This window comes from Pseudomonas sp. McL0111 (assembly GCF_052567255.1).
This window is the reverse complement of the sequence record NZ_CP199585.1, coordinates 1,751,749-1,772,789: the sequence shown is the minus strand read 5'-3', so window position 1 is coordinate 1,772,789 and position 21,041 is coordinate 1,751,749. Positions and strand designations below refer to the sequence as shown.

At 59.9% G+C, this 21,041-nt stretch carries 21 protein-coding genes; 8 read left to right on the top strand and 13 right to left on the bottom strand.

Going from position 1 to position 21,041, the window contains the following annotated elements:
- Positions 1–6: 6 nt before the first annotated feature.
- The 6 genes from ACTWLJ_RS07960 to dadA all read right to left on the bottom strand — a co-directional run bounded on the left by ACTWLJ_RS07960 (position 7) and on the right by dadA (position 6,099).
- Positions 7–1,929 carry an acetyl-CoA hydrolase/transferase C-terminal domain-containing protein gene (locus ACTWLJ_RS07960; RefSeq protein ID WP_445180466.1) on the bottom strand — a complete coding sequence of 641 codons (1,923 nt, stop codon included), beginning with the start codon at positions 1,927–1,929 and terminating at the stop codon, positions 7–9.
- A 136-nt stretch (positions 1,930–2,065) separates the two neighbouring features.
- Positions 2,066–2,482 carry a c-type cytochrome gene (locus ACTWLJ_RS07955; RefSeq protein WP_445181337.1) on the bottom strand — a complete coding sequence of 139 codons (417 nt, stop codon included), beginning with the start codon at positions 2,480–2,482 and terminating at the stop codon, positions 2,066–2,068.
- A gap of 182 nt (positions 2,483–2,664) precedes the next feature.
- Positions 2,665–3,213, bottom strand: coding sequence for a cupin domain-containing protein (locus ACTWLJ_RS07950; protein ID WP_096817305.1), 549 nt, complete (start codon positions 3,211–3,213; stop codon positions 2,665–2,667).
- A gap of 88 nt (positions 3,214–3,301) precedes the next feature.
- Positions 3,302–4,375 carry an alanine racemase gene (gene alr / locus ACTWLJ_RS07945; RefSeq protein ID WP_445180465.1) on the bottom strand — a complete coding sequence of 358 codons (1,074 nt, stop codon included), beginning with the start codon at positions 4,373–4,375 and terminating at the stop codon, positions 3,302–3,304.
- 94 nt (positions 4,376–4,469) lie between these two features.
- Complete coding sequence (locus tag ACTWLJ_RS07940; protein WP_401212947.1) at positions 4,470–4,823, bottom strand: RidA family protein; 354 nt, start codon at positions 4,821–4,823, stop codon at positions 4,470–4,472.
- On the bottom strand, positions 4,795–6,099 hold the full coding sequence (gene dadA, locus ACTWLJ_RS07935) for a D-amino acid dehydrogenase (RefSeq protein WP_401212949.1): 1,305 nt from the start codon (positions 6,097–6,099) through the stop codon (positions 4,795–4,797). The genes ACTWLJ_RS07940 and dadA overlap by 29 nt, the downstream gene beginning before the upstream one ends.
- Before the next feature lie 155 nt (positions 6,100–6,254).
- Here dadA and ACTWLJ_RS07930 point away from each other — a divergent pair, with 155 nt between their 5' ends.
- Complete coding sequence (locus ACTWLJ_RS07930; protein ID WP_003177284.1) at positions 6,255–6,743, top strand: Lrp/AsnC ligand binding domain-containing protein; 489 nt, start codon at positions 6,255–6,257, stop codon at positions 6,741–6,743.
- 127 nt (positions 6,744–6,870) lie between these two features.
- Here ACTWLJ_RS07930 and ACTWLJ_RS07925 read toward each other — a convergent pair whose 3' ends face one another.
- Positions 6,871–7,224, bottom strand: a complete 354-nt coding sequence (locus ACTWLJ_RS07925; RefSeq protein WP_445181336.1) for a YkgJ family cysteine cluster protein — start codon at positions 7,222–7,224, stop codon at positions 6,871–6,873.
- Between the two features lie 147 nt (positions 7,225–7,371).
- Between ACTWLJ_RS07925 and ACTWLJ_RS07920 the strand changes: the two genes are divergently transcribed.
- Complete coding sequence (locus ACTWLJ_RS07920) at positions 7,372–8,682, top strand: NAD(P)/FAD-dependent oxidoreductase (protein WP_445180464.1); 1,311 nt, start codon at positions 7,372–7,374, stop codon at positions 8,680–8,682.
- A gap of 142 nt (positions 8,683–8,824) precedes the next feature.
- Here the strand turns inward: ACTWLJ_RS07920 and ACTWLJ_RS07915 are convergent, their stop codons facing one another.
- On the bottom strand, positions 8,825–9,070 hold the full coding sequence (locus tag ACTWLJ_RS07915; protein WP_445180463.1) for a DUF1127 domain-containing protein: 246 nt from the start codon (positions 9,068–9,070) through the stop codon (positions 8,825–8,827).
- 179 nt (positions 9,071–9,249) lie between these two features.
- Between ACTWLJ_RS07915 and ACTWLJ_RS07910 the strand changes: the two genes are divergently transcribed.
- Both ACTWLJ_RS07910 and ACTWLJ_RS07905 read left to right on the top strand, forming a co-directional pair.
- Positions 9,250–10,671 carry an aminotransferase-like domain-containing protein gene (locus ACTWLJ_RS07910; protein ID WP_445180462.1) on the top strand — a complete coding sequence of 474 codons (1,422 nt, stop codon included), beginning with the start codon at positions 9,250–9,252 and terminating at the stop codon, positions 10,669–10,671.
- A gap of 60 nt (positions 10,672–10,731) precedes the next feature.
- Entirely contained in the window at positions 10,732–12,300 is a 1,569-nt protein-coding gene (locus ACTWLJ_RS07905) for a phospholipase D family protein (RefSeq protein WP_445180461.1), read from the top strand.
- Between the two features lie 79 nt (positions 12,301–12,379).
- Here the strand turns inward: ACTWLJ_RS07905 and ACTWLJ_RS07900 are convergent, their stop codons facing one another.
- Positions 12,380–13,522, bottom strand: coding sequence for an MFS transporter (locus ACTWLJ_RS07900; RefSeq protein ID WP_445180460.1), 1,143 nt, complete (start codon positions 13,520–13,522; stop codon positions 12,380–12,382).
- Positions 13,523–13,710: 188 nt separating this feature from the next.
- A complete protein-coding gene (locus ACTWLJ_RS07895) occupies positions 13,711–15,204 on the bottom strand; it encodes an aldehyde dehydrogenase (protein ID WP_445180459.1) in 1,494 nt (497 codons plus the stop codon).
- Between the two features lie 235 nt (positions 15,205–15,439).
- Between ACTWLJ_RS07895 and ACTWLJ_RS07890 the strand changes: the two genes are divergently transcribed.
- Complete coding sequence (locus ACTWLJ_RS07890; protein ID WP_401212968.1) at positions 15,440–15,802, top strand: cupin domain-containing protein; 363 nt, start codon at positions 15,440–15,442, stop codon at positions 15,800–15,802.
- Between the two features lie 290 nt (positions 15,803–16,092).
- Positions 16,093–16,377, top strand: coding sequence for an I78 family peptidase inhibitor (locus tag ACTWLJ_RS07885; protein WP_445180458.1), 285 nt, complete (start codon positions 16,093–16,095; stop codon positions 16,375–16,377).
- Between the two features lie 79 nt (positions 16,378–16,456).
- On the opposite strand, the gene rpmG is transcribed toward ACTWLJ_RS07885, so the two are convergent.
- Together rpmG and rpmB are read right to left on the bottom strand one after the other, a co-directional pair.
- A complete protein-coding gene (gene rpmG, locus ACTWLJ_RS07880; RefSeq protein ID WP_445180457.1) occupies positions 16,457–16,612 on the bottom strand; it encodes a 50S ribosomal protein L33 in 156 nt (51 codons plus the stop codon).
- Positions 16,613–16,623: 11 nt separating this feature from the next.
- Positions 16,624–16,857, bottom strand: a complete 234-nt coding sequence (rpmB, locus tag ACTWLJ_RS07875) for a 50S ribosomal protein L28 (protein ID WP_007894701.1) — start codon at positions 16,855–16,857, stop codon at positions 16,624–16,626.
- Positions 16,858–17,304: 447 nt separating this feature from the next.
- Here rpmB and ACTWLJ_RS07870 point away from each other — a divergent pair, with 447 nt between their 5' ends.
- Positions 17,305–18,891 (top strand): ABC transporter substrate-binding protein, encoded by a 1,587-nt coding sequence (locus ACTWLJ_RS07870; RefSeq protein ID WP_445180456.1) that lies wholly within the window; start codon positions 17,305–17,307, stop codon positions 18,889–18,891.
- 129 nt (positions 18,892–19,020) lie between these two features.
- Here the strand turns inward: ACTWLJ_RS07870 and radC are convergent, their stop codons facing one another.
- The gene (gene radC / locus ACTWLJ_RS07865; protein ID WP_445180455.1) at positions 19,021–19,695 is read right to left on the bottom strand and encodes a RadC family protein; all 675 of its coding nucleotides are present in this window, start codon (positions 19,693–19,695) and stop codon (positions 19,021–19,023) included.
- A gap of 134 nt (positions 19,696–19,829) precedes the next feature.
- Between radC and coaBC the strand changes: the two genes are divergently transcribed.
- Complete coding sequence (gene coaBC, locus ACTWLJ_RS07860) at positions 19,830–21,038, top strand: bifunctional phosphopantothenoylcysteine decarboxylase/phosphopantothenate--cysteine ligase CoaBC (protein ID WP_445181335.1); 1,209 nt, start codon at positions 19,830–19,832, stop codon at positions 21,036–21,038.
- The last annotated feature ends 3 nt before the right edge of the window (positions 21,039–21,041 follow it).

The following is a 21,041-nucleotide window of genomic DNA, read 5'->3' as shown; positions in this document are numbered from 1 at the left end:
GGGCGGTTACTGCGCGGTGGCCTTCAGGCCGGTAAGCAGCAGCCGCTGAAACAGGTCTTCTTTCAGGCCCTCGGGATTGGTGAGCTGCATCCGCTGCAGATGCTCCGGATACATCGAAGCCTCCGGCGCATCCAGCGCAGCCTTGCCCAACTCCAGAATTTCGGTCAGTTTGAACTTGCTCTTCAGCCAGTTCAGCGCCCGCAACAAATCCCGCTCGATCTCATTGAAATCACAGCCCAGCGGATACTCCGGAAACAGGTTCGGATGCCGTGCGGCAATCGCCTGCAAACGCTGCGGGGTGTTGTCAGCAAAACGTGGATCGATCCGGAAGTCCTTAGGCAGCTTGCCGACCTTCTGCGCCTGTTCGATAAGCCCTGACTGGAAGCGCGAGTCGCTGATATTCAGCAGCGCTTCGATCACCACCGCATCGGTCTTGCCGCGCAAATCGGCGATGCCATATTCGGTGACCACAATGTCCCGCAAGTGCCGGGGAATCGTGCAGTGGCCATACTCCCAGACAATGTTCGAACTGACCTCGCCGCCAGACTCGCGCCAGCTGCGCAGGATCAGAATCGAGCGCGCATCGTGCAGCGCATGACCCTGGGCGACGAAGTTGTACTGGCCGCCAACACCGCTGAGTACCCGACCGTCCTGCAACTGATCGGACACGCCAGCACCGAGCAAGGTCATGGTGAACGCGGTGTTGATAAAGCGCGCATCGATGCGCTGCAAACGCTTGAGTTCTTCCTGACCGTACAGCTCGTTGATGTAACTGATGCGGGTCATGTTGAATTCGAGGCGCTTGCTGTGCGGCAATTCGCGCAGGCGCTCGTAGAAACTGCGCGGCCCGAGGAAGAAACCACCGTGCACCGAGATGCCGTCGGTTTGCGCCGCCTCGTCGAGAGTGCCGGCGTTGGCCCGCTCCTGAGTCGGCACGTCCGGGTAGACCTTGCGCCGGATGATCCCGGCGTCCGCCAGCACCAACAGGCCGTTGACGAACATTTCGCTGCAACCGTACAAACCTTTGGCGAACGGTTCGATACCGCCCTCGCGCTCGATCAATTGCGCCCACTGGCTCAGATTGATGTCCGCCAGCAAGGCCCGATAGCCTTCGTTGTCGGCCTGCCGAGCCAGCAGTGCGGCGGTCAACGCATCGCCCATCGAACCGATGCCGATCTGCAAGGTGCCGCCGTCGCGTACCAAGGTGCTGGCGTGCAGACCGATGAAGTGATCCTGAAACCCGACTGGCATGTTCGGCGTGGAAAACAGTGTGCTGCTGTCCTTCTCGTCGATCAGAAAGTCGAAGGTATCGATCTCGACTTCGGCATCGCCGGGCATGTACGGCAGATCGGTGTGTACCTGGCCAACCAACAGGATGGTCTCCCCCGCCCCGCGGCGTTTGGCGATCATCGGCAACAGGTCGAGAGTGATGTCGGGGTTGCAACTCAGGCTCAGGCGATCCGGATGTTCGCTGCTGCTGGCGAGCAGTTGCGCCACCAGATTCAGGCCCGCTGCGTTGATATCGCGGGCCGCGTGGCTGTAGTTGCTGCTGACGTAATCCTGCTGGGCCGGTGCGCTGTTGAGCAGGCTGCCGGGCTGCATGAAGAATTGTTCGACGCGGATGTTCGCGGGAAGGCTGTCGCGACGCAAGTCGGCGAGGAAATCGAACTCCGGATAATCACCGAATACGCGTTCGACGAAGGGTTCGATAAAGCGCTTCTGCAAGCCATCACCCAGATCCGGACGGCCAAGGCACAGGGCGGTGTAGATCGTCAGTTGCCGCTCGGGCAGCTCTTTGACGCGCCGGTACAGCGCGTTGACGAAATGGTTGGGTTTGCCCAGCCCCAGCGGCAAGCCCATGTGGATATGCGCCGGCAACCGTGCGAGCACGTCGTCCACTGCCTGTTCGATCGAACACAACTGCACCATCTGAATCCTCCCGCCCGTTCCGTGAATAGAGGTGAGACCGAGCTTGCCTTGAGTTTGCTGCAAAGGACAGCCTCAACCCTGAATCGCAGGCACAAAAAAACCGTCCGAAGACGGTTTTTTTCGTCAGAAATGCGGCTTATTTCAGGCCGGACATCTTCTGGATCGCGCCCTTCAGCTCGTCATCCGAGCAGTCGGCGCAGGTGCCTTTCGGCGGCATGGCGTTCAGGCCGGTAATGGCTTTGGCCAGCAAACCGTCGAGGCCGCCCTGGTGATCGGCGCGGTCTTTCCAGGCTGCCGCGTCACCGATTTTCGGTGCGCCCAACAGGCCGGTGCCATGGCAAGCGTTGCAATGTTTTGCAATCACTTCGTCAGGCGTCTTCGCTCCACCGCCGCCGCCCGTAGAGGCAGCAACTTCCATCCCCTTGCATTCCTGACCCTGGACACACACCTGGCCAACCGGCTCGAGGCGTTTGGCAATATCGTCATTCGTCGCAGCTTGAGCGCTGACAGCCCAGAGGGCCAGTACGGTTGCTGGTGCAGCCAGCATTTTCATAATTAGGTTCACGCGTTCACCCTCAATGGTGGCTATTCACGCCTGCGGCCACGGTTCGCAGGCGGGCGCAAGTATAGCGGGTAGCCCGCCACACTGAAACAACCCCATTATTAAAGGGGTCTTGTTGCGCATCGATAAAACGGTCCGGGTGCCTTCGCCGTAATGGCCTGGCGCCTCTTTGTTTAAAAGTTCGCCGGCGTGGCTGCGCTGATTAGTCGCGCCGGTGAGTCGAACGGATTACGGAAACGATGCGGCTTGGTACTTTCAAAATAGTAGCTGTCGCCAGCTTCGAGAATAAAAGTTTCTAGCCCTACCACCAGCTCCAGACGACCTTCCACCAGAATCCCGGTTTCCTCGCCCTCATGGGTGAGCATTTCTTCGCCGGTATCGGCGCCCGGCGGGTAGATTTCGTTGAGGAAGGCGATGGCCCGGCTCGGGTGCGCACGACCGACCAGCTTCATGGTCACGGCACCGTCGGAGATGTCGATCAGCTCGTTGGCCTTGTAGACGATCTGGGTCGGTTTTTCCTGCAGGATTTCTTCGGAGAAGAACTCGACCATGGACATGGGAATCCCGCCCAGAACCTTTCTCAGCGAACTGATCGAGGGGCTGACGCTGTTCTTCTCGATCATCGAAATGGTGCTGTTGGTGACGCCCGCGCGCTTGGCGAGCTCACGCTGGGAAAGACCTTTGAGCTTTCGAATGGATTGCAGTCGTTCACCGACGTCCAAGGCTGGAGCCTCCTGATGTTGTAAGAATATTGAGCGGTATCATGGCGACAGCGTTCAGTATTTACAACACTTGGGCTCCGTAGCGGCCTCAAGCCTCGGAATAGAGCCTTGGCACCCGGCGCAGGTTGCAGAAGATCTGGTACGGGATGGTGTCCGCCCACTTCGCCACGTCGCTGGCGAGGATGTTTTTGCCCCACAATTCGACGGTCGAACCGAGGCCCGCTTCCGGCACATCGGTGAGGTCGATGCACAGCATGTCCATCGATACCCGGCCGATGATGCGGCTGCGTTTACCGGCCACCAATACCGGCGTGCCGGTCGGTGCCTGACGCGGATAGCCGTCGGCGTAACCCATGGCGACCACGCCGATGCGCATCGGTTTATCGGTGATGAATTTGGCGCCATAGCCCACCGGTTCGCCGGCTGGCAGCTCACGCACGCAGATCACTTTCGATTCCAGGGTCATCACCGGTTGCAGGCGTTCGGCGACAGCGTTGGCTTCTTCAAAAGGCGTCGAACCGTAGAGCATGATGCCCGGTCGTACCCAGTCGCTGTGGATCTGCGGCCAGCCGAGTACCGCAGGCGAGTTGCGCAGGCTGACTTCGGCAGCCAGGCCCTGACGCGCCGCTTCGAACACCGCCACTTGCTCGGTGCTGCTTTGCGCGTGCAGTTCATCGGCGCGGGCGAAGTGGCTCATCAGAACGATTTTCGCCACTTTGCCGCTGGCCAGCAGCCGTTGATAGGCCGCCGGGTAATCCTTGGGATGCAGGCCGACGCGGTGCATGCCCGAGTCGAGCTTCAGCCACACGGTGATCGGTTTGTTCAGTGCCGCCTGCTCGATGGCTTCGAGCTGCCACAACGAATGCACCACGCACCAGAAATCATGCTCGACGATCAGTGCCAGTTCATCGGCTTCGAAAAAACCTTCAAGCAGCAACACCGGGGCACGGATACCGGCAGCGCGCAGCTCCAGCGCTTCTTCGATGCAGGCGACAGCAAAACCATCAGCCTCAGCTTCCAGCGCTTGGGCACAGCGCACCGCACCATGGCCATAAGCGTCAGCCTTGATCACCGCCAGCGCCTTGGCACCAGTGATTTCGCGGGCAATTCGGTAGTTGTGGCGCAGGGCTTGAAGGTCGATCAGGGCACGGGCTGGACGCATGGCGGCAGACTTCTAGGCGGTCATGGGAATAAAAACCGGCGCTGGCTGACGACGTGAACCGCCAACAGCACCGGGAGAGGGATCTTTACAGCGGTTACGGCAGCGCAGCGACGATGGAGATTTCCACCAGGATGGTCGGCTTGGCCATCTTCGCTTCGACGGTGGCACGGGCCGGGGCGGCGCCTTTTGGCAGCCACTGGTCCCACACCGAATTCATCCCGGCAAAGTGCGCTTCGATGTCATTCAGGTAGATCGTTGCCGACAGCAAATGCTGTTTGTCGGTACCGGCCAGATCCAGCAAGCGCTCGATATTGGCGAGCACTTCGCGGGTCTGCTGTTCAATCCCGGCGCTGAAATCGTCACCGACCTGTCCGGCCAGATACACGGTGCCGTTGTGGCTGACGATCTGACTCATGCGCTCATTGGTGAGCTGGCGCTGGATTGACATGTTGTGCGGACTCCTTGGTTTTGTTGCCGTAACGGGAAATATCGAGGCCTTCGGCGCTGATCTGCGGCTTTTTCTTCGCCATCAGGTCAGCCAGTAAACGACCGGAACCGCACGCCATGGTCCAGCCAAGAGTGCCGTGACCGGTGTTGAGGAACAGATTCTTGAACGGGGTTGCACCAACAATCGGCGTGCCGTCCGGCGTGGTTGGACGCAGGCCGGTCCAGAAACTCGCTTCGGCCAGATTACCGCCCTGAGGATAAAGGTCGTTGACGATCATCTCCAGGGTTTCGCGTCGACGCGGGTTCAGCGACAGGTCAAAACCGGCGATCTCGGCCATGCCACCAACGCGGATGCGGTTGTCGAAACGGGTGATCGCGACCTTGTAGGTCTCGTCGAGAATGGTCGACGTCGGGGCCATGTCCGGGTTGGTGATCGGCACGGTCAGCGAGTAACCCTTGAGCGGATACACCGGGGCCTTGATGCCCAGCGGCTTGAGCAGTTGCGGCGAGTAGCTGCCGAGTGCCAGCACGTAGCGGTCGGCGGTTTCCAGCTTGCCGTCGATCCATACGCCGTTGATGCGATCACCGGCGAAGTCGAGCTTCTGGATGTCCTGGCCGTAGCGGAATTCCACACCCAGTTTCACCGCCATTTCGGCGAGGCGGGTGGTGAAGATCTGGCAGTCGCCGGTCTGGTCATTCGGCAGGCGCAGCGCACCAGCGAGGATGTCGGTGACATTGGCCAGTGCCGGCTCGACGCGGGCAATGCCGGCGCGGTCGAGGACTTCAAATGGCACGCCGGATTCTTTCAGCACGGCGATGTCTTTGGCGGCGCCATCAAGCTGAGCCTGAGTGCGGAACAGTTGCGTGGTGCCGAGGCTGCGGCCTTCGTAAGCGATGCCGGTTTCAGCGCGCAATTCGTCGAGGCAGTCGCGGCTGTACTCGGACAGACGCACCATGCGCTCCTTGTTCACCGCGTAACGATTGGCGGTGCAGTTGCGCAGCATCTGCGCCATCCACAGGTATTGATCGATGTCGGCGGTGGCTTTGATCGCCAGCGGTGCGTGGCGTTGCAGCAGCCACTTGATGGCCTTGAGCGGCACGCCCGGCGCGGCCCACGGTGAGGCATAACCCGGCGATACCTGGCCGGCGTTGGCGAAACTGGTCTCCATGGCGGCGGCTGGCTGCCGGTCGACCACCACCACCTCAAACCCGGCACGGGCCAGATAATAAGCACTGGCGGTACCGATGACGCCGCTACCCAAGACCATAACGCGCATTTTTGTATCCCTCATCGGGGCTGTCCGCCGACGTCTGTTGTACGAGCAATTGTGGGCGCAGTGTAAAAAAGATTAGCCAGTGCTTTTCACTATATAAGCGCCTATATTTGGCGACAATTCTCGGCAAAAACCCTTTTCACGGAGGCGCATCCCCTATGCGTACCAACACTCAGACCAAACGTGAGCTGGACAAGATCGACCGCAACATCTTGCGAATCCTGCAGGCGGACGGGCGGATTTCCTTTACCGAACTCGGGGAAAAAGTCGGCCTCTCGACCACACCGTGTACCGAGCGGGTACGCCGGCTGGAGCGCGAAGGCATCATCATGGGCTACAACGCCCGCCTGAATCCGCAGCATTTGAAGGGTAGTCTGCTGGTGTTCGTCGAGATCAGCCTCGACTACAAATCCGGCGACACTTTCGAGGAGTTCCGACGCGCGGTGCTGAAACTGCCGCATGTGCTGGAATGTCACCTGGTGTCAGGGGATTTCGACTATCTGGTGAAGGCGCGGATTTCCGAGATGGCCTCGTACCGCAAACTGCTGGGCGACATCCTGCTCAAGCTGCCACATGTGCGCGAGTCCAAGAGCTATATCGTCATGGAAGAAGTGAAAGAGAGCCTGAGCCTGCCGATTCCTGACTGAGATTTGTGCTGCTGCCATCGCCAGCAGGCTGGCTCCCACAGGTTCAGTGGTGAACACGAACAATGTGAACACCTGCAATCCCTGTGGGAGCTAGCCTGCTAGCGATGCGGACAACTCGGCTATCTGGCTAGACCAGCACCTGCCGATTCGCCGCCATGTACTCGAACACCTGCTTCTCGACCCGTGGATGTATCAGCTCCACCGGCCCGCGCCCGTTCGGGCAGGGCAAGGTTTTGGTGGTGCCGAACAAACGGCAGATCAGCGGTCGCTCGCCATACACCGTGCAGCCGTTCGGCCCCAGGTGCACACAGTTCAGCTCATCCATCGCGGCGTCCTGCTCGGCGCGGGTCTTGCGCGGCAGACGGGCCATTTCCTCGGGCGAGGTGGTTACCGGCCCGCAGCAGTCATGGCAGCCCGGCACGCACTCGAACGTGGGGATCTGCTGACGCAGGGTGCGGATTTTCTCGCTGTTGCAGCTCATCGAAACGGTAACCAACGTGGAATAGGCGACGATTGTGCCGCAAAAGCCGTATTCCAGACAGCGACGGCCGACCAGTGTTGCCCGTATTCGGGCGTGCGGCTTATGCTCCGTCAAATTTTCTCGACACTCAGCCGTTGGATGACGCCTATGAATGCCCGCGCCCACACCACCGCGAGCCAACCGCACGTTGCCTCTTATTACGCCGCCAGCAGCCTGCCGCAGCCCGATCATCCGGTGTTGCAAGGCGAACTGGTTGCGGACGTGTGCGTGGTCGGCGGCGGCTTCTCCGGGTTGAACACCGCGCTGGAACTGGCCGAACGCGGCCTCAGCGTGGTCCTGCTGGAAGCGCACAAGATCGGTTGGGGCGCCAGCGGGCGTAACGGCGGGCAGTTGATTCGCGGAGTTGGTCATGGTCTCGACCAGTTCGCCAACGTCATCGGCACCGACGGTGTCCGACAGATGAAACTGATGGGCCTGGAAGCCGTGGAAATCGTCCGTCAACGCGTCGAACGCTTTCAGATCCCGTGCGACCTGACGTGGGGTTACTGCGACCTCGCCAACAAACCTTCCGATCTCGAAGGATTTGCCGAAGACGCCGAAGAACTGCGCGGCCTCGGCTATCGCTACGAAACCCGTCTGCTGCAAGCCAATGAAATGCACACGGTGGTCGGCTCCAAACGCTACGTCGGCGGCTTGATCGATATGGGCTCCGGGCATCTGCACCCGCTGAATCTGGCGTTGGGCGAAGCCGCTGCGGCGCAGCAACTGGGCGTGAAACTGTTCGAACATTCGGCAGCGACACGCATCGATTACGGCCCTGAAGTGAAGGTGCACACCGCACAAGGCTCGGTGCGCGCCAAGACCCTGGTGCTCGGCTGCAACGCCTATCTCAATGACCTCAACCCGCAACTCAGCGGCAAAGTGCTGCCGGCCGGCAGCTACATCATCGCCACCGAACCCTTGAGCGAAGAACAGGCCCATGCCTTGTTGCCGCAGAACATGGCGGTCTGCGACCAGCGGGTGGCGCTGGACTACTACCGGCTCTCGGCGGATCGACGCTTACTGTTCGGTGGAGCCTGCCATTACTCGGGACGTGATCCGAAAGACATCGCTGCGTATATGCAGCCGAAGATGCTGGAAGTTTTCCCGCAGCTTGGCGGGGTCAAAATCGACTATCAGTGGGGCGGCATGATCGGCATCGGCGCCAATCGCTTGCCGCAGATCGGTCGGCTCGCGGAACAGCCGAATGTGTATTACGCCCAGGCTTATTCCGGTCATGGAGTGAATGCCACGCACCTGGCGGGCAGGTTGCTGGCCGAAGCGATCAGCGGGCAGCACAGCGGTGGTTTCGATCTGTTTGCCAAGGTGCCGCACATCACCTTCCCGGGCGGCAAGCATTTGCGCTCGCCGTTGCTGGCGTTGGGGATGTTGTGGCATCGGCTGAAAGAGTTGGTCTGAGGTTTTTGCATCGGCCTTGAGGCCGCCATCGCTGGCAAGCCAGCTCCCACAGTGATTGGGGGGTTCACACGTTTTGGTGTTCACCACCGAACCTGTGGGAGCTGGCTTGCCAGCGATGGGGCCAGCAAGGCCAGCATATAATTCAGATCCGCCAGAACGGCTTCAACCCCTCCTCCTGCGCCTGTTCACGCGTCAGCCCGACATCCTTGAGTTGCTCCGGCGTCAGCCCCAGCAACGCCTTGCGCGTGTGCAGACGATGCCAGAGCAGGCCCCAGCGACTGAGGCCGGACGGCGCGTTGCGCATTGCCGCATGCCACGCATTGTCCTCCTGCCCCGCCGCCAGTTCCTGACTGTGTAACGTCAGCCGCACATCACTCAAGCCGTTCATTTTTGTCGCTCCTGTTTACTTGGGTAGCCAGAGATTCCATGATGCGCGGGCCGACAAAAGCATTACAGATTCAAACAAACTGTATTAACTCCATACAGATTTGCCGCTTCTGTTACTGAATTGCCGATTTCTGTCGCATCTGTACTGGTTTAACGAATCATCTGCATCGAGGCAGTGCCATGACGCTCTATGTAAACCTCGCCGAATTGCTCGGTACGCGCATCGAACAAGGTTTCTATCGCCCCGGAGACCGCTTGCCTTCGGTGCGCGCCTTGAGCGTAGAACATGGCGTCAGTCTGAGTACCGTGCAGCAGGCCTATCGCATGCTGGAAGACAGCGGCCTGGCCACACCGAAACCGAAGTCCGGCTACTTTGTGCCGGTGGGGCGTGAGCTGCCGGAGCTGCCCGCCGTCGGGCGTCCGGCGCAGCGGCCGGTGGAGATTTCGCAGTGGGATCAGGTGCTGGAACTGATTCGCGCGGTGCCGCGCAAAGACGTGGTGCAACTGGGTCGCGGCATGCCGGATGTCAGCTCGCCAACCATGAAACCGCTGCTGCGCGGACTGGCGCGGATCAGCCGCCGCCAGGACATGCCCGGCCTGTATTACGACAACATCCACGGCACCCTCGAACTGCGCGAACAGATTGCCCGATTGATGCTCGATTCCGGCTGCCAGTTGAGTGCCGCCGACCTCGTCGTCACCACCGGTTGCCATGAAGCGCTGTCCACCAGCATCCATGCGATTTGCGAGCCCGGCGACATCGTCGCGGTGGATTCGCCGAGCTTTCACGGCGCCATGCAGACCCTTAAAGGTCTGGGCATGAAAGCCCTGGAAATCCCCACCGACCCGCTCACGGGCATCAGCCTCGAAGCCCTCGAACTGGCGCTGGAGCAATGGCCGATCAAAGTCATTCAGCTCACGCCTAACTGCAACAACCCGCTGGGCTACATCATGCCGGAGTCGCGCAAACGCGCGCTGTTGACGCTGGCCCAGCGTTTCGACGTGGCGATCATCGAGGACGATGTGTATGGCGAACTGGCCTACACCTACCCACGTCCGCGCACGATCAAATCCTTCGACGAGGATGGTCGCGTGCTGCTGTGCAGTTCGTTTTCCAAGACGCTGGCGCCGGGGCTGCGCATCGGTTGGGTCGCACCGGGCCGCTATCTGGAGCGGGTGCTGCACATGAAATACATCAGCACCGGTTCGACAGCGCCTCAGCCGCAGATTGCCATCGCCGAATTCCTCAAGGCCGGCCACTTCGAACCGCATTTGCGGCGGATGCGCACGCAGTACCAACGCAACCGTGACGTGATGATCGACTGGGTGACGCGCTATTTTCCTGCCGGCACTCGCGCCAGCCGTCCGCAGGGCAGCTTCATGTTGTGGGTCGAACTGCCGGAGGGTTTCGATACCCTGAAACTGAATCGAGAGCTGCACGATCAAGGCGTACAGATCGCCGTCGGCAGCATCTTTTCCGCCTCGGGCAAGTACCGCAATTGCCTGCGGATGAACTACGCTGCCAAACCGACACCGCTGGTCGAAGACGCGGTGCGCAAGGTCGGCGCGGCGGCGAGCAGATTGCTGGCCGAAGCCGACTGACCTTTTTCGAGCCATCAGCGTCCATATGCCGACCATTACTGCCGACCGGAACGATCCTACGTGAGCTTCAGACAGCCCCTACTCGCTTTGCTGATCCTCGCCGCGTTCCTGGGCGGTTGCGCCAGCCTCGATGTTTCCCGCGAGCCGAGCCAGGCATTGCCGGCATCCAGCTCCAGCTTCGGCCGCTCGATCCAGGCGCAAGCTGCGCCCTATCAGGGTCGCTCCGGCTTTCGCCTGCTGTCCAACAGCACCGAGGCGTTCACCGCCCGCGCCGAGCTGATCCGCCACGCGCAAACCAGCCTCGACCTGCAGTACTACATCGTCCATGACGGCATCAGCACACGGATGCTGGTGGAAGAACTGCTCAAGGCTGCCGACCGTGGCGTGCGCGTACGCATTCTGCTGGACGACACCACCAGCGACGGCCTCGATACGATCATCGCCACACTGGCGGCGCATCCGCAGATCCAGATTCGCCTGTTCAATCCGCTCAATCTGGGGCGCAGCACCGGCGTGACGCGCGCGGCAGGACGGCTGTTCAACTTGTCGCTGCAACACCGACGGATGCACAACAAGCTGTGGCTGGCGGACAACAGTGTGGCCATCGTCGGCGGGCGCAATCTGGGTGACGAATATTTCGATGCCGAGCCCAACCTGAATTTCACCGACATCGACATGCTCAGTGTCGGCCCGGTGGCCGAGCAACTCGGGCACAGTTTCGATCAGTACTGGAACAGCGCCCTGAGCAAACCGATCGACGAATTTCTCTCCAGCAGACCCAGCGCCAAGGATCTGCAAAACACCCGCACACGGCTGGAAGAATCGCTGGAAGAATCCCGAAAACAGAATCACGCGCTGTATCAGCAACTGATGACTTTCACCACCGAGCCGCGCATGGACATCTGGCGCAAAGAGCTGATCTGGGCCTGGAACCAGGCACTGTGGGATGCGCCGAGCAAGGTGCTGGCCAAGGATGAACCGGACCCGCAATTGCTGCTGACCACGCAACTGGCGCCGGAACTGAAAAACGTCAGCAAAGAGCTGATCATGATCTCGGCCTACTTCGTGCCTGGCCAGCCGGGGCTGGTGTACCTGACCGGGCGCGCCGATGCCGGGGTATCGGTGAGTCTGCTGACCAACTCGCTGGAGGCCACCGACGTGCCAGCGGTGCATGGCGGTTATGCGCCGTATCGCAAGGCATTGCTGGAGCACGGGGTGAAACTGTTCGAGCTGCGCCGCCAGCCTGGGGATAACCATGGCAGCGGGCCGCACTTGTTTTACAGCAAGTCGTTTCGCGGCTCGGATTCCAGCCTGCACAGCAAGGCGATGATTTTCGACCGACAGAAATCCTTCATTGGCTCGTTCAATTTCGACCCGCGCTCAGTGCTGTGGAATACCGAAGTCGGCGTGCTGGTCGACAGCCCGGAACTGGCCGCGCACGTGCGCGAGCTGGCAGAACAAGGCATGGCGCCAGCGTTGAGTTATGAGGCGAAATTGCAGGACGGGAAGATTGTCTGGGTCACCGAGGATAACGGCCAGATGCATACGTTGACCAAGGAGCCGGGGAGCTGGTGGCGACGGTTCAATGCGTGGTTCAGCACCACCGTCGGCCTGGAGAAAATGCTTTAAAAGATCGCAGCCTTCGGCAGCTCCAACAGCTGGAATGTAATCCCATGCAGGAGCTGCCGAAGGCCGCGATCATTTGATCTCAAGCGGTTTGCACTGCTCCGAACGCACCTTGGCGCATCAGCAGAATCACCAATCCGAACGCCCCCACTGCCATCAACAACGGCAGCGCATGCCCGCTGATCCACTGACTGCCCGCCCCTGCTGCCAATGGCCCGATCAGACAACCAACGCCCCACAACTGCGCAATGTGCGCGTTGGCACGAACCAAGGCATCGTCGCGATAACGCTCACCAATCAGAATCAGCGACAAGGTGAACAAGCCGCCCGCACTGGCACCGAACGACACCCACAGCGGCCAGATTAGCGGCGTATCGATCAACAGCGGAATCGCCAGACTCGACAGCATCAGGATCACTGCGCAGCCGGCGAACAACGTGCGTCGCGACAAATAGTCGGCCAGCGCACCAATCGGCAATTGCAGCAGCGCATCACCGACCACAACGGTGCTGACCATCGCCAAGGCGATTTCCGCGGTGAAACCCTGACGCAGGCAATACACCGGCAGCAGCGTCAGGATCATCGCCTCGAACGCGGCAAACAACGACACCGCCCAGGCAATCGCCGGCAGCTCGCGGCTGAAACGCCACAGATCGCCGAACGTCACGCTGCTCGCCTCACTGCTCGGCGCGCCGCTACGGCCCAACAGCAACAACGGCGAGGCCAACAGCAGGCCGACACCGACCCAGAAGCCGTAATCGTGTTCTGTGCCCAGCGCACCGAGCAGCAATGGGCCGGATAATTGGCTCAGCGCGTAACTGCTGCCATACAGCGCCACCAGTCGCCCGCGCCAGCGCTCGACCACCAATTGGTTGATCCAGCTTTCACCGAGAATGAATACGATGGTCAGGATCACGCCGATCATCAGGCGCAGTACCAGCCAGATCGGATAACTCGGCAACAGCGCCAGCAAACCGATCGATAAGGCACCGGCCCACAGGCACAGGCGCATCAGATTGGCCGTGCCGAAACGCGCCGCCAAATGACTGGAAATCTTCGCGCCCAACAACACGCCAATCGCCGGCATCGCCGCCATCACACCGATGGCGAAGGAGCCGTAACCCCAACCCTCCAGCCGCAACGACACCAGCGGCATGCTGACCCCAAGGGCCAGGCCAACACTCAAGACAGACGCCAACACGGCGAAATACGTCGCCCAACGCATGTTCCACGCTCCTGTGGATAATTATTATGTGCACCACAAAAACCAATGTGGGAGCGAGCCTGCTCGCGAAGACGGCGTCACATTCAACATTGATGTCGACTGTCACACCGCTATCGCGAGCAGGCTCACTCCCACAGGGGATCTACGTCGCTCAGAGAGCCCGGTTCAGACCGGGCTCTCCCACTGACTTACAGCTTGATCCAGGTCGCCTTCAGCTCGGTGTATTTGTCGAACGCGTGCAGCGATTTGTCGCGACCGTTACCCGATTGTTTGAAGCCGCCGAATGGCGCGGTCATGTCGCCGCCGTCGTACTGGTTGACCCACACGCTGCCGGCACGCAGTGCCTTGGCGGTCAGGTGCGCCTTGGAGATGTCCTGAGTCCACACCGCTGCCGCCAGGCCGTATGGCGTGTCGTTGGCGATCTGGATCGCTTCTTCTGCAGTGTCGAAAGTGATGACCGACAGCACTGGGCCGAAGATCTCTTCCTGGGCGATTTTCATCGCGTTGCTCACGCCGTCGAAAATCGTTGGCTCAACGTAAGTGCCACCAGTTTCCTGAAGGATGCGCTTGCCGCCAGCCACCAGTTTGGCGCCGTCGGTATGCCCGGACTCGATGTACGACAGCACGGTGTTCATTTGCTGGGTATCGACCAGCGCCCCGACGTTGGTCGCCGGATCAAGCGGGTTGCCCGGTTTCCAGGTTTTCAGCGCTTCGATCACCATCGGCAGGAATTTGTCCTTGATCGAACGCTCGACCAACAGACGCGAACCGGCGGTGCAGACTTCGCCCTGATTGAAGGCGATGGCGCCGGCAGCGGATTCGGCCGCCGCTTGCAGATCCGGGGCATCGGCGAACACGATGTTCGGGCTCTTGCCGCCGGCTTCCAGCCAGACGCGCTTCATGTTCGATTCGCCGGAGTAGATCATCAGTTGCTTGGCGATCTTGGTCGAACCGGTGAACACCAGCGTGTCGACATCGTTATGCAGGGCCAGTGCCTTGCCGACGGTGTGACCGTAGCCCGGCAGCACGTTCAGCACGCCTTTCGGAATACCGGCCTCGACCGCCAGTTCGGCGATACGGATGGCGGTCAGCGGGGATTTTTCCGACGGCTTGAGGATCACCGAGTTACCGGTCGACAGCGCCGGCCCCAGTTTCCAGCAGGCCATCATCAGCGGGAAGTTCCACGGCACGATGGCCGCCACTACGCCCACCGGTTCGCGAGTCACCAAACCCAGTTGATCGTGCGGGGTGGCGGCGACTTCATCGTAGATCTTGTCGATCGCTTCACCGCTCCAACTCAGCGCTTGCGCCGCGCCCGGAACGTCGATGTACAGCGAATCGCTGATCGGCTTGCCCATGTCCAGGGTTTCGAGCAGTGCCAGTTCTTCGGCGTGCTGCTTGAGCAGGCCGGCGAAACGAATCATCGTGGCTTTGCGTTTGGTCGGCGCCAGACGCGACCAGACGCCGGAATTGAAAGTGGCGCGGGCGTTTTCCACGGCGCGCTGGGCGTCGGCGGCGTCACAGCTGGCGATCTTGCCCAGCAGACGGCCATCGACCGGGCTGATGCACTCGAAGGTCTCGCCGGAGACAGCATCGGTGTATTCGCCATTGAGGTAGGCGCGGCCTTCGATCTTCAGGTCGCGAGCGCGTTGTTCCCAATCGGCACGAGTCAGGGTGGTCATTCGAGTGTCCTCCTCTTGTTGAATACGAGCGCCGCGATCTTCGCGGACGTCTTCAGAAATTCTGCCCGGCCAGCCTGCTTTTCGGCCAGAGGCACCCGTCACCCTAAACCAGCGGCCGGGTTTGTTTCAATATATTTGACATAAGCCCGGCAAACGGCCTTGCAGTGTTCAATTTAATAAACATAGACTTTGGCCCTTTCCAGCCAACGCGCCGTAATCACGGGAGAAAACAACAATGAATATCCAGAACGTCGTCGACATCAGCCTGACCAGCAGCGAAGCCGAACGCTATCGCCCGGACCCGGCCAAAGTGCTTAAAGGTGATCCCGAGCAAGCTGTATTCCATCAATACGAAAGCCCGTGTGGGCAGATGGGCGTCGGCGTGTGGGAAGGTGCGGTGGGCCAGTGGACGGTGAATTACACCGAGCACGAATACTGCGAGATTCTGCAGGGGGTTTCGGTGCTGCGTGATGGCGACGGCAATGCCAAGACTTTGCGTGTTGGCGATCGTTTTGTGATTCCTGCCGGTTTCCGTGGGACCTGGGAAGTGCTGGAGGCTTGCCGCAAGGTCTATGTGATCTTCGAACAGAAGGCTTGAGTTATTGCGCCGCCTGCTCCGGCCAAACACTGGCCCCGCAGAGCTGAATGCAACAAAAAGGTCCGTCTCTCGCGATACGGGCCTTTTTTCGTCAGGACGTATTGTGCCTGAACCTTACGCCTGCGCGACGAAATAGACTGTCACCATCGCAGAGCGGTTTTCACCCTGACTTTGAGGCAGACTCAAATCCAGGTGTTCCGCAGTCTCCGATACCGAATCAAACGGCACAGGATGTGCTGTTCGGCCAGAGCGCAGAGCGCCCTCATCCCATAAATTTGCAAGGAAGCCATATGACTACCATGACCGTATCAAAACTGATCAAAGGGGCGCTGTTCACTGTCCTGCTTGCGTCTACCCTGCCGGCGCTTGCCGGGCAATGCAATATAGATGTCCCTGGCCTGCCTGTAGGCCAAAAGGCCACCTCGCTGACCCTTTCGGCCATCCAGGTAGCCACAGGCTCGGATCGGCTGCGCCTGGAAAAGCCCGAGGACATGTTCAGCCTGTTGAACAGAACCGATCGGGTCCGGGTACTGGTCAATGACCGCGATGAGATCCTGGAGATTATCTGCGGCTGACTCTCCCCTCAAAATCCAGGCAACAAAAAAGGCCCGTATCGTGAGATACGGGCCTTTTTCGTAAGTCGGGAAAAATCAATTACTTGATTTTGCCTTCCTTGTAGATCACGTGCTTGCGAACAACCGGATCAAATTTCTTGATCTCGAGTTTGTCCGGCTTAGTACGCTTGTTTTTGTCGGTAGTGTAGAAATGACCAGTACCGGCGCTCGAAATCAAACGAATCAATTCACGCATGATTAGCTCCCTTAGATCTTGCCAGCTTTGCGGATTTCGGCCAGCACGACAGTGATGCCACGCTTGTCGATGATGCGCATGCCTTTGGCAGATACACGCAGACGCACGAAACGTTTCTCTTCTTCAACCCAGAAGCGGTGATGCTGCAGGTTCGGCAGGAAACGACGACGGGTTTTGTTGTTTGCGTGGGAAATGTTATTCCCAGTCACCGGACCCTTACCGGTAACTTGACATACTCTCGACATGCCTCAGCCCTCTAAAACCACATGCCCAACCCGGCATGGGTTGGCCGCTTAATCTCTCAGTCATTTGGCGCCAGGCGCCGCGTTTCTTTAGAGGTCTTACCGGCTACACCTACAGTGAAGGAACCGGGCCCCTAGAAAAGAGCGCTGCTTTATACCAGAAAGACCGAAGAGCAACAACATTCCGTGTGCAATCGATCACTAAAAAGGCGCAAAACCCGGCTGCGAGAGCCTTGGATAAAGGCTGTCACCGGCTTTTACCACTCGTCGAAGAAAACCGCCTTCGCACGCCTTTCTAACTTTTCATCCCGCTACGCTACCGCAAAAACCGCCATGACCCAGCCTCAAAAATGCAAAAAGGGGATAGTCATTTGCAATCCAGCCCACTAGGGTAGGCCTTTTCCAGACTGCACTTGCAGATGGGCCTTCGATCTGTAAAGGAAGCCGACCATGCGCCTCGCTGCCCTATCCCTGTTGCTCGCCCCGCTTCTGCTGAGCCCTCTGGCCCAGGCTGCCGCCCTGAGCGTTTGCACCGAGGCCAGCCCTGAGGGCTTCGACGTGGTGCAGTACAACTCGCTGACCACCACCAATGCATCCGCCGACGTGCTGATGAACCGTCTGGTGGAGTTCGACACTGCCAGCGGCAAAGTCGTCCCGAGCCTGGCCGATAGCTGGGAAGTCAGCACCGATGGCCTGAGCTATGTGTTCAAGCTGCATCCGCAGGTGAAATTCCACCGCACCGAGTATTTCAGCCCAACGCGCGAGCTGACCGCCGAAGACGTCAAATTCAGCTTCGACCGCATGCTCGACCCGGCGAACCCATGGCACAAGGTTGCCCAAAGTGGTTTCCCGCATGCGCAATCAATGCAGTTGCCCGCGCTGATCAAGAAGATCGATGCGCTTGATCCGCTGACCGTGCGCTTCACCCTTGACCACCCGGACTCGACATTCCTCGCCACACTGAGCATGGGCTTCGCCTCGATCTATTCAGCCGAATACGCCGACAAACTGATGAAGGCTGGCGCGACCGACAAGCTCAACAGCCAGCCAATCGGCACCGGCCCGTTCGTGTTCACCCGCTTCCAGAAAGACGCTTCGGTGCGCTACAAGGCCAACCCGGATTACTTCGGTGGCAAGCCAGCGGTCGACCCGCTTATCTTCGCCATCACCCCGGACGCCAACGTGCGCCTGCAAAAGCTCAAGCGCAACGAATGCCAGATCGCCCTGTCGCCCAAACCACTGGACGTACAAGCGGCGAAAGAAGAACCGACGATCAAAGTGGAAAAGACTGACGCGTTCATGACCGCTTTCGTCGGCATCAACAGCCAGCATCCACCGCTGGACAAGCCGGAAGTGCGTCAAGCGATCAACCTTGCGTTCGACAAGGCCAACTACATCAAAGCGGTGTTCGAAGATACCGCCGAAGCGGCCAATGGCCCTTATCCGCCGAACACCTGGAGCTACGCCAAGAGCTTGCCGGGTTATCCGCACGACGTGGCGAAAGCCAAGGCGTTACTGGCCAAGGTTGGTTTGAAGGATGGTTTCCAGACCACTATCTGGACCCGGCCATCCGGCAGCCTGCTCAACCCGAATCCGAGCCTCGGCGCCCAGTTGCTGCAATCGGATCTGGCGGAAATCGGCATTCAGGCGGAAATCCGCGTGATCGAGTGGGGCGAGTTGATCCGTCGCGCCAAGGCTGGCGAGCATGACTTGTTGTTCATGGGCTGGGCCGGCGACAACGGTGACCCGGACAACTTCCTCACGCCGCAATTTTCCTGCGCCGCGGTCAAGTCCGGTACCAACTTCGCGCGTTACTGCAACGCCGATCTGGACAAGCTGATCAGCGCCGGCAAGACCACCAGCGAGCAAGGCGTGCGCAGCAAGCTCTATGAGCAGGCACAGGCGCAGATCCAGCAACAGGCGCTGTGGCTGCCATTGGCGCATCCGACCGCGTTCGCACTGACGCGCAAGGACGTTCAGGGCTACTCCGTCAGCCCGTTCGGGCGTCAGGATTACTCCAAAGTCACCCTGAAATAACCGCAACAACACAATACCTGTGGGAGCTGGCTTGCCAGCGATGACGGCAATAAATTCAACACTATTGCCGTCTGAAATACCGCTATCGCTGGCAAGCCAGCTCCCACAGGGTCTTGCATTTTCCGAGGGTTACATCCAGCCATACTCCGCCATAGACAGCGGCTCCCCGTCGCCGACGATGAAGTGGTCGAGCACCCGCACATCAATCAGATCCAGCGCCTTTTGCAAACGCTTGGTCAGTTGCCGATCAGCCTGACTGGGCTCGGTGTTGCCCGACGGGTGGTTGTGACAGAGGATCAGCGCCGCAGCGTTATGCGCCAAAGCCCGCTTGACCACTTGCCGGGGATGCACGCTGGTGTTGTCGATCGAGCCGCGAAACAGCGCCTCGAAGGCCAAAACCTGATGCTTGGAATCAAGAAACAGACACCCGAACACCTCGTGCGGCTCATGGCGCAGCATCGCCTTGAGGTAATCGCGGACTGCCTGCGGGTTTTCCAGAGCCGGTTTCTCGCGTGATCGCTCGGCCAGATGCCGCCTGTTCATTTCTTGAGCAGCTTGCAACTGGGCAAACTTGGCTGGCCCGAGGCCCAACTGTTTGCTGAATGCTTCGAGATCGGCTTCAAGCAACAAACGCAGACAGCCAAACTGAGTCAGCAAGTGTCGCGCCAGATCCACGGCGCTTTTTCCGGCCACTCCAGTACGTAAAAATATCGCCAGCAATTCGGCATCCGAAAGACTCGCCGGCCCCTGCTCCAATAACCTTTCCCGCGGCCGTTCCGCCGCAGGCCAATCGCGAATACTCATACACATTCCTTGTCTGTGGGCGCCGCTGTTCCGTAGCGGTCGCTGTGATATCGTAGCCCATCTTTTTTGCGGTCGATTCACCCCTGGGGAGGGGGTATCGCCCAGCAGTCATCAACGAAATGAAAGGCAGACCTATGCAGCGGCTGTATCGGAAACGCATCGTTCTGGGCGTCGGCGGCGGCATTGCTGCCTACAAGAGCGCCGACCTGGTTCGTCGCCTGATCGACCAGGGCGCCGAAGTGCGCGTGGTCATGACCCGTGGCGGCGCCGAGTTCATCACCCCGCTGACCATGCAGGCGCTGTCCGGCCACCCGGTTCATCTCGACCTGCTCGACCCGGCCGCTGAAGCCGCGATGGGCCACATCGAACTGGCGAAATGGGCCGATCTGGTGCTGATCGCCCCGGCCACCGCCGACCTGATCGCCCGCCTGGCCCAAGGCATCGCCAACGATCTGCTGACCACGCTGGTGCTGGCCACTGACGCCGTAGTCGCCGTCGCGCCGGCAATGAATCAGGCGATGTGGCGCGATCCAGCCACTCAGGCCAACCTGCAACTGCTGGAAAGCCGTGGCCTGAAGACTTTCGGCCCAGCCTCCGGCAGCCAGGCCTGTGGCGACGTCGGCATGGGCCGGATGATGGAAGCCACCGATCTGGCGCAATGCGCTGCAGACTGCTTCCAGCGTCAGGCGCTGACCGGCAAGCACGTCGTCATCACCGCCGGCCCGACCCAGGAAAACATCGATCCGGTGCGCTACATCACCAACCACAGCTCCGGAAAAATGGGCTTTGCCCTGGCTGAAGCCGCAGTGGAAACCGGTGCTCGCGTTACGCTGATCAGCGGCCCGGTGCACCTGCCGACCCCGGATCGCGTCACGCGCATCGACGTGGTCAGCGCCCGCGACATGCTTGCGGCCTGTGAATCGGCGATCCCGTGCGACGTGTTCATTTCCTCGGCAGCAGTTGCGGACTACCGCCCGGAAGTCATCGCGCCACAAAAACTCAAGAAAGACCCTACAAGCGGCGACGGCTTTGTCCTGCAAATGGTGCGTAACCCAGACATCCTGGCCACCATCGCAACCCGTCCCGACCGTCCGTTCAGTGTCGGTTTTGCCGCCGAGACCGAACACCTGCTCGACTACGCTGCACGCAAGCTGAAGGACAAGAATCTCGATTTGATCGTCGCCAACGACGTCGCCAATCCGAGCATCGGTTTCAACAGCGAAGAAAACGCCTGCAGCGTGATCGACCGTGAGCTTCACGCCACAGTTTTCGCCCAGACCAGCAAGAGCAAAATCGCTCGCCAACTGGTCACTTTTATCGCCGAACGTCTGAACCAGGTTTAATTT

Coding starts and splice junctions, on each gene's coding strand:
- rpmG (WP_445180457.1), bottom strand. CDS start 16,612: ATGCGTGAATTGATTCGTTTGATTTCGAGCGCCGGTACTGGTCATTTC.
- ACTWLJ_RS07870 (WP_445180456.1), top strand. CDS start 17,305: ATGCGCCTCGCTGCCCTATCCCTGTTGCTCGCCCCGCTTCTGCTGAGC.
- ACTWLJ_RS07915 (WP_445180463.1), bottom strand. CDS start 9,070: ATGAACGGCTTGAGTGATGTGCGGCTGACGTTACACAGTCAGGAACTG.
- coaBC (WP_445181335.1), top strand. CDS start 19,830: ATGCAGCGGCTGTATCGGAAACGCATCGTTCTGGGCGTCGGCGGCGGC.
- ACTWLJ_RS07900 (WP_445180460.1), bottom strand. CDS start 13,522: ATGCGTTGGGCGACGTATTTCGCCGTGTTGGCGTCTGTCTTGAGTGTT.
- ACTWLJ_RS07940 (WP_401212947.1), bottom strand. CDS start 4,823: ATGTCAATCCAGCGCCAGCTCACCAATGAGCGCATGAGTCAGATCGTC.
- ACTWLJ_RS07920 (WP_445180464.1), top strand. CDS start 7,372: ATGAATGCCCGCGCCCACACCACCGCGAGCCAACCGCACGTTGCCTCT.
- ACTWLJ_RS07925 (WP_445181336.1), bottom strand. CDS start 7,224: ATGAGCTGCAACAGCGAGAAAATCCGCACCCTGCGTCAGCAGATCCCC.
- alr (WP_445180465.1), bottom strand. CDS start 4,375: ATGCGTCCAGCCCGTGCCCTGATCGACCTTCAAGCCCTGCGCCACAAC.
- rpmB (WP_007894701.1), bottom strand. CDS start 16,857: ATGTCGAGAGTATGTCAAGTTACCGGTAAGGGTCCGGTGACTGGGAAT.
- ACTWLJ_RS07885 (WP_445180458.1), top strand. CDS start 16,093: ATGACTACCATGACCGTATCAAAACTGATCAAAGGGGCGCTGTTCACT.
- ACTWLJ_RS07960 (WP_445180466.1), bottom strand. CDS start 1,929: ATGGTGCAGTTGTGTTCGATCGAACAGGCAGTGGACGACGTGCTCGCA.
- ACTWLJ_RS07890 (WP_401212968.1), top strand. CDS start 15,440: ATGAATATCCAGAACGTCGTCGACATCAGCCTGACCAGCAGCGAAGCC.
- radC (WP_445180455.1), bottom strand. CDS start 19,695: ATGAGTATTCGCGATTGGCCTGCGGCGGAACGGCCGCGGGAAAGGTTA.
- ACTWLJ_RS07930 (WP_003177284.1), top strand. CDS start 6,255: ATGCGTACCAACACTCAGACCAAACGTGAGCTGGACAAGATCGACCGC.
- ACTWLJ_RS07910 (WP_445180462.1), top strand. CDS start 9,250: ATGACGCTCTATGTAAACCTCGCCGAATTGCTCGGTACGCGCATCGAA.
- ACTWLJ_RS07955 (WP_445181337.1), bottom strand. CDS start 2,482: ATGAAAATGCTGGCTGCACCAGCAACCGTACTGGCCCTCTGGGCTGTC.
- dadA (WP_401212949.1), bottom strand. CDS start 6,099: ATGCGCGTTATGGTCTTGGGTAGCGGCGTCATCGGTACCGCCAGTGCT.
- ACTWLJ_RS07895 (WP_445180459.1), bottom strand. CDS start 15,204: ATGACCACCCTGACTCGTGCCGATTGGGAACAACGCGCTCGCGACCTG.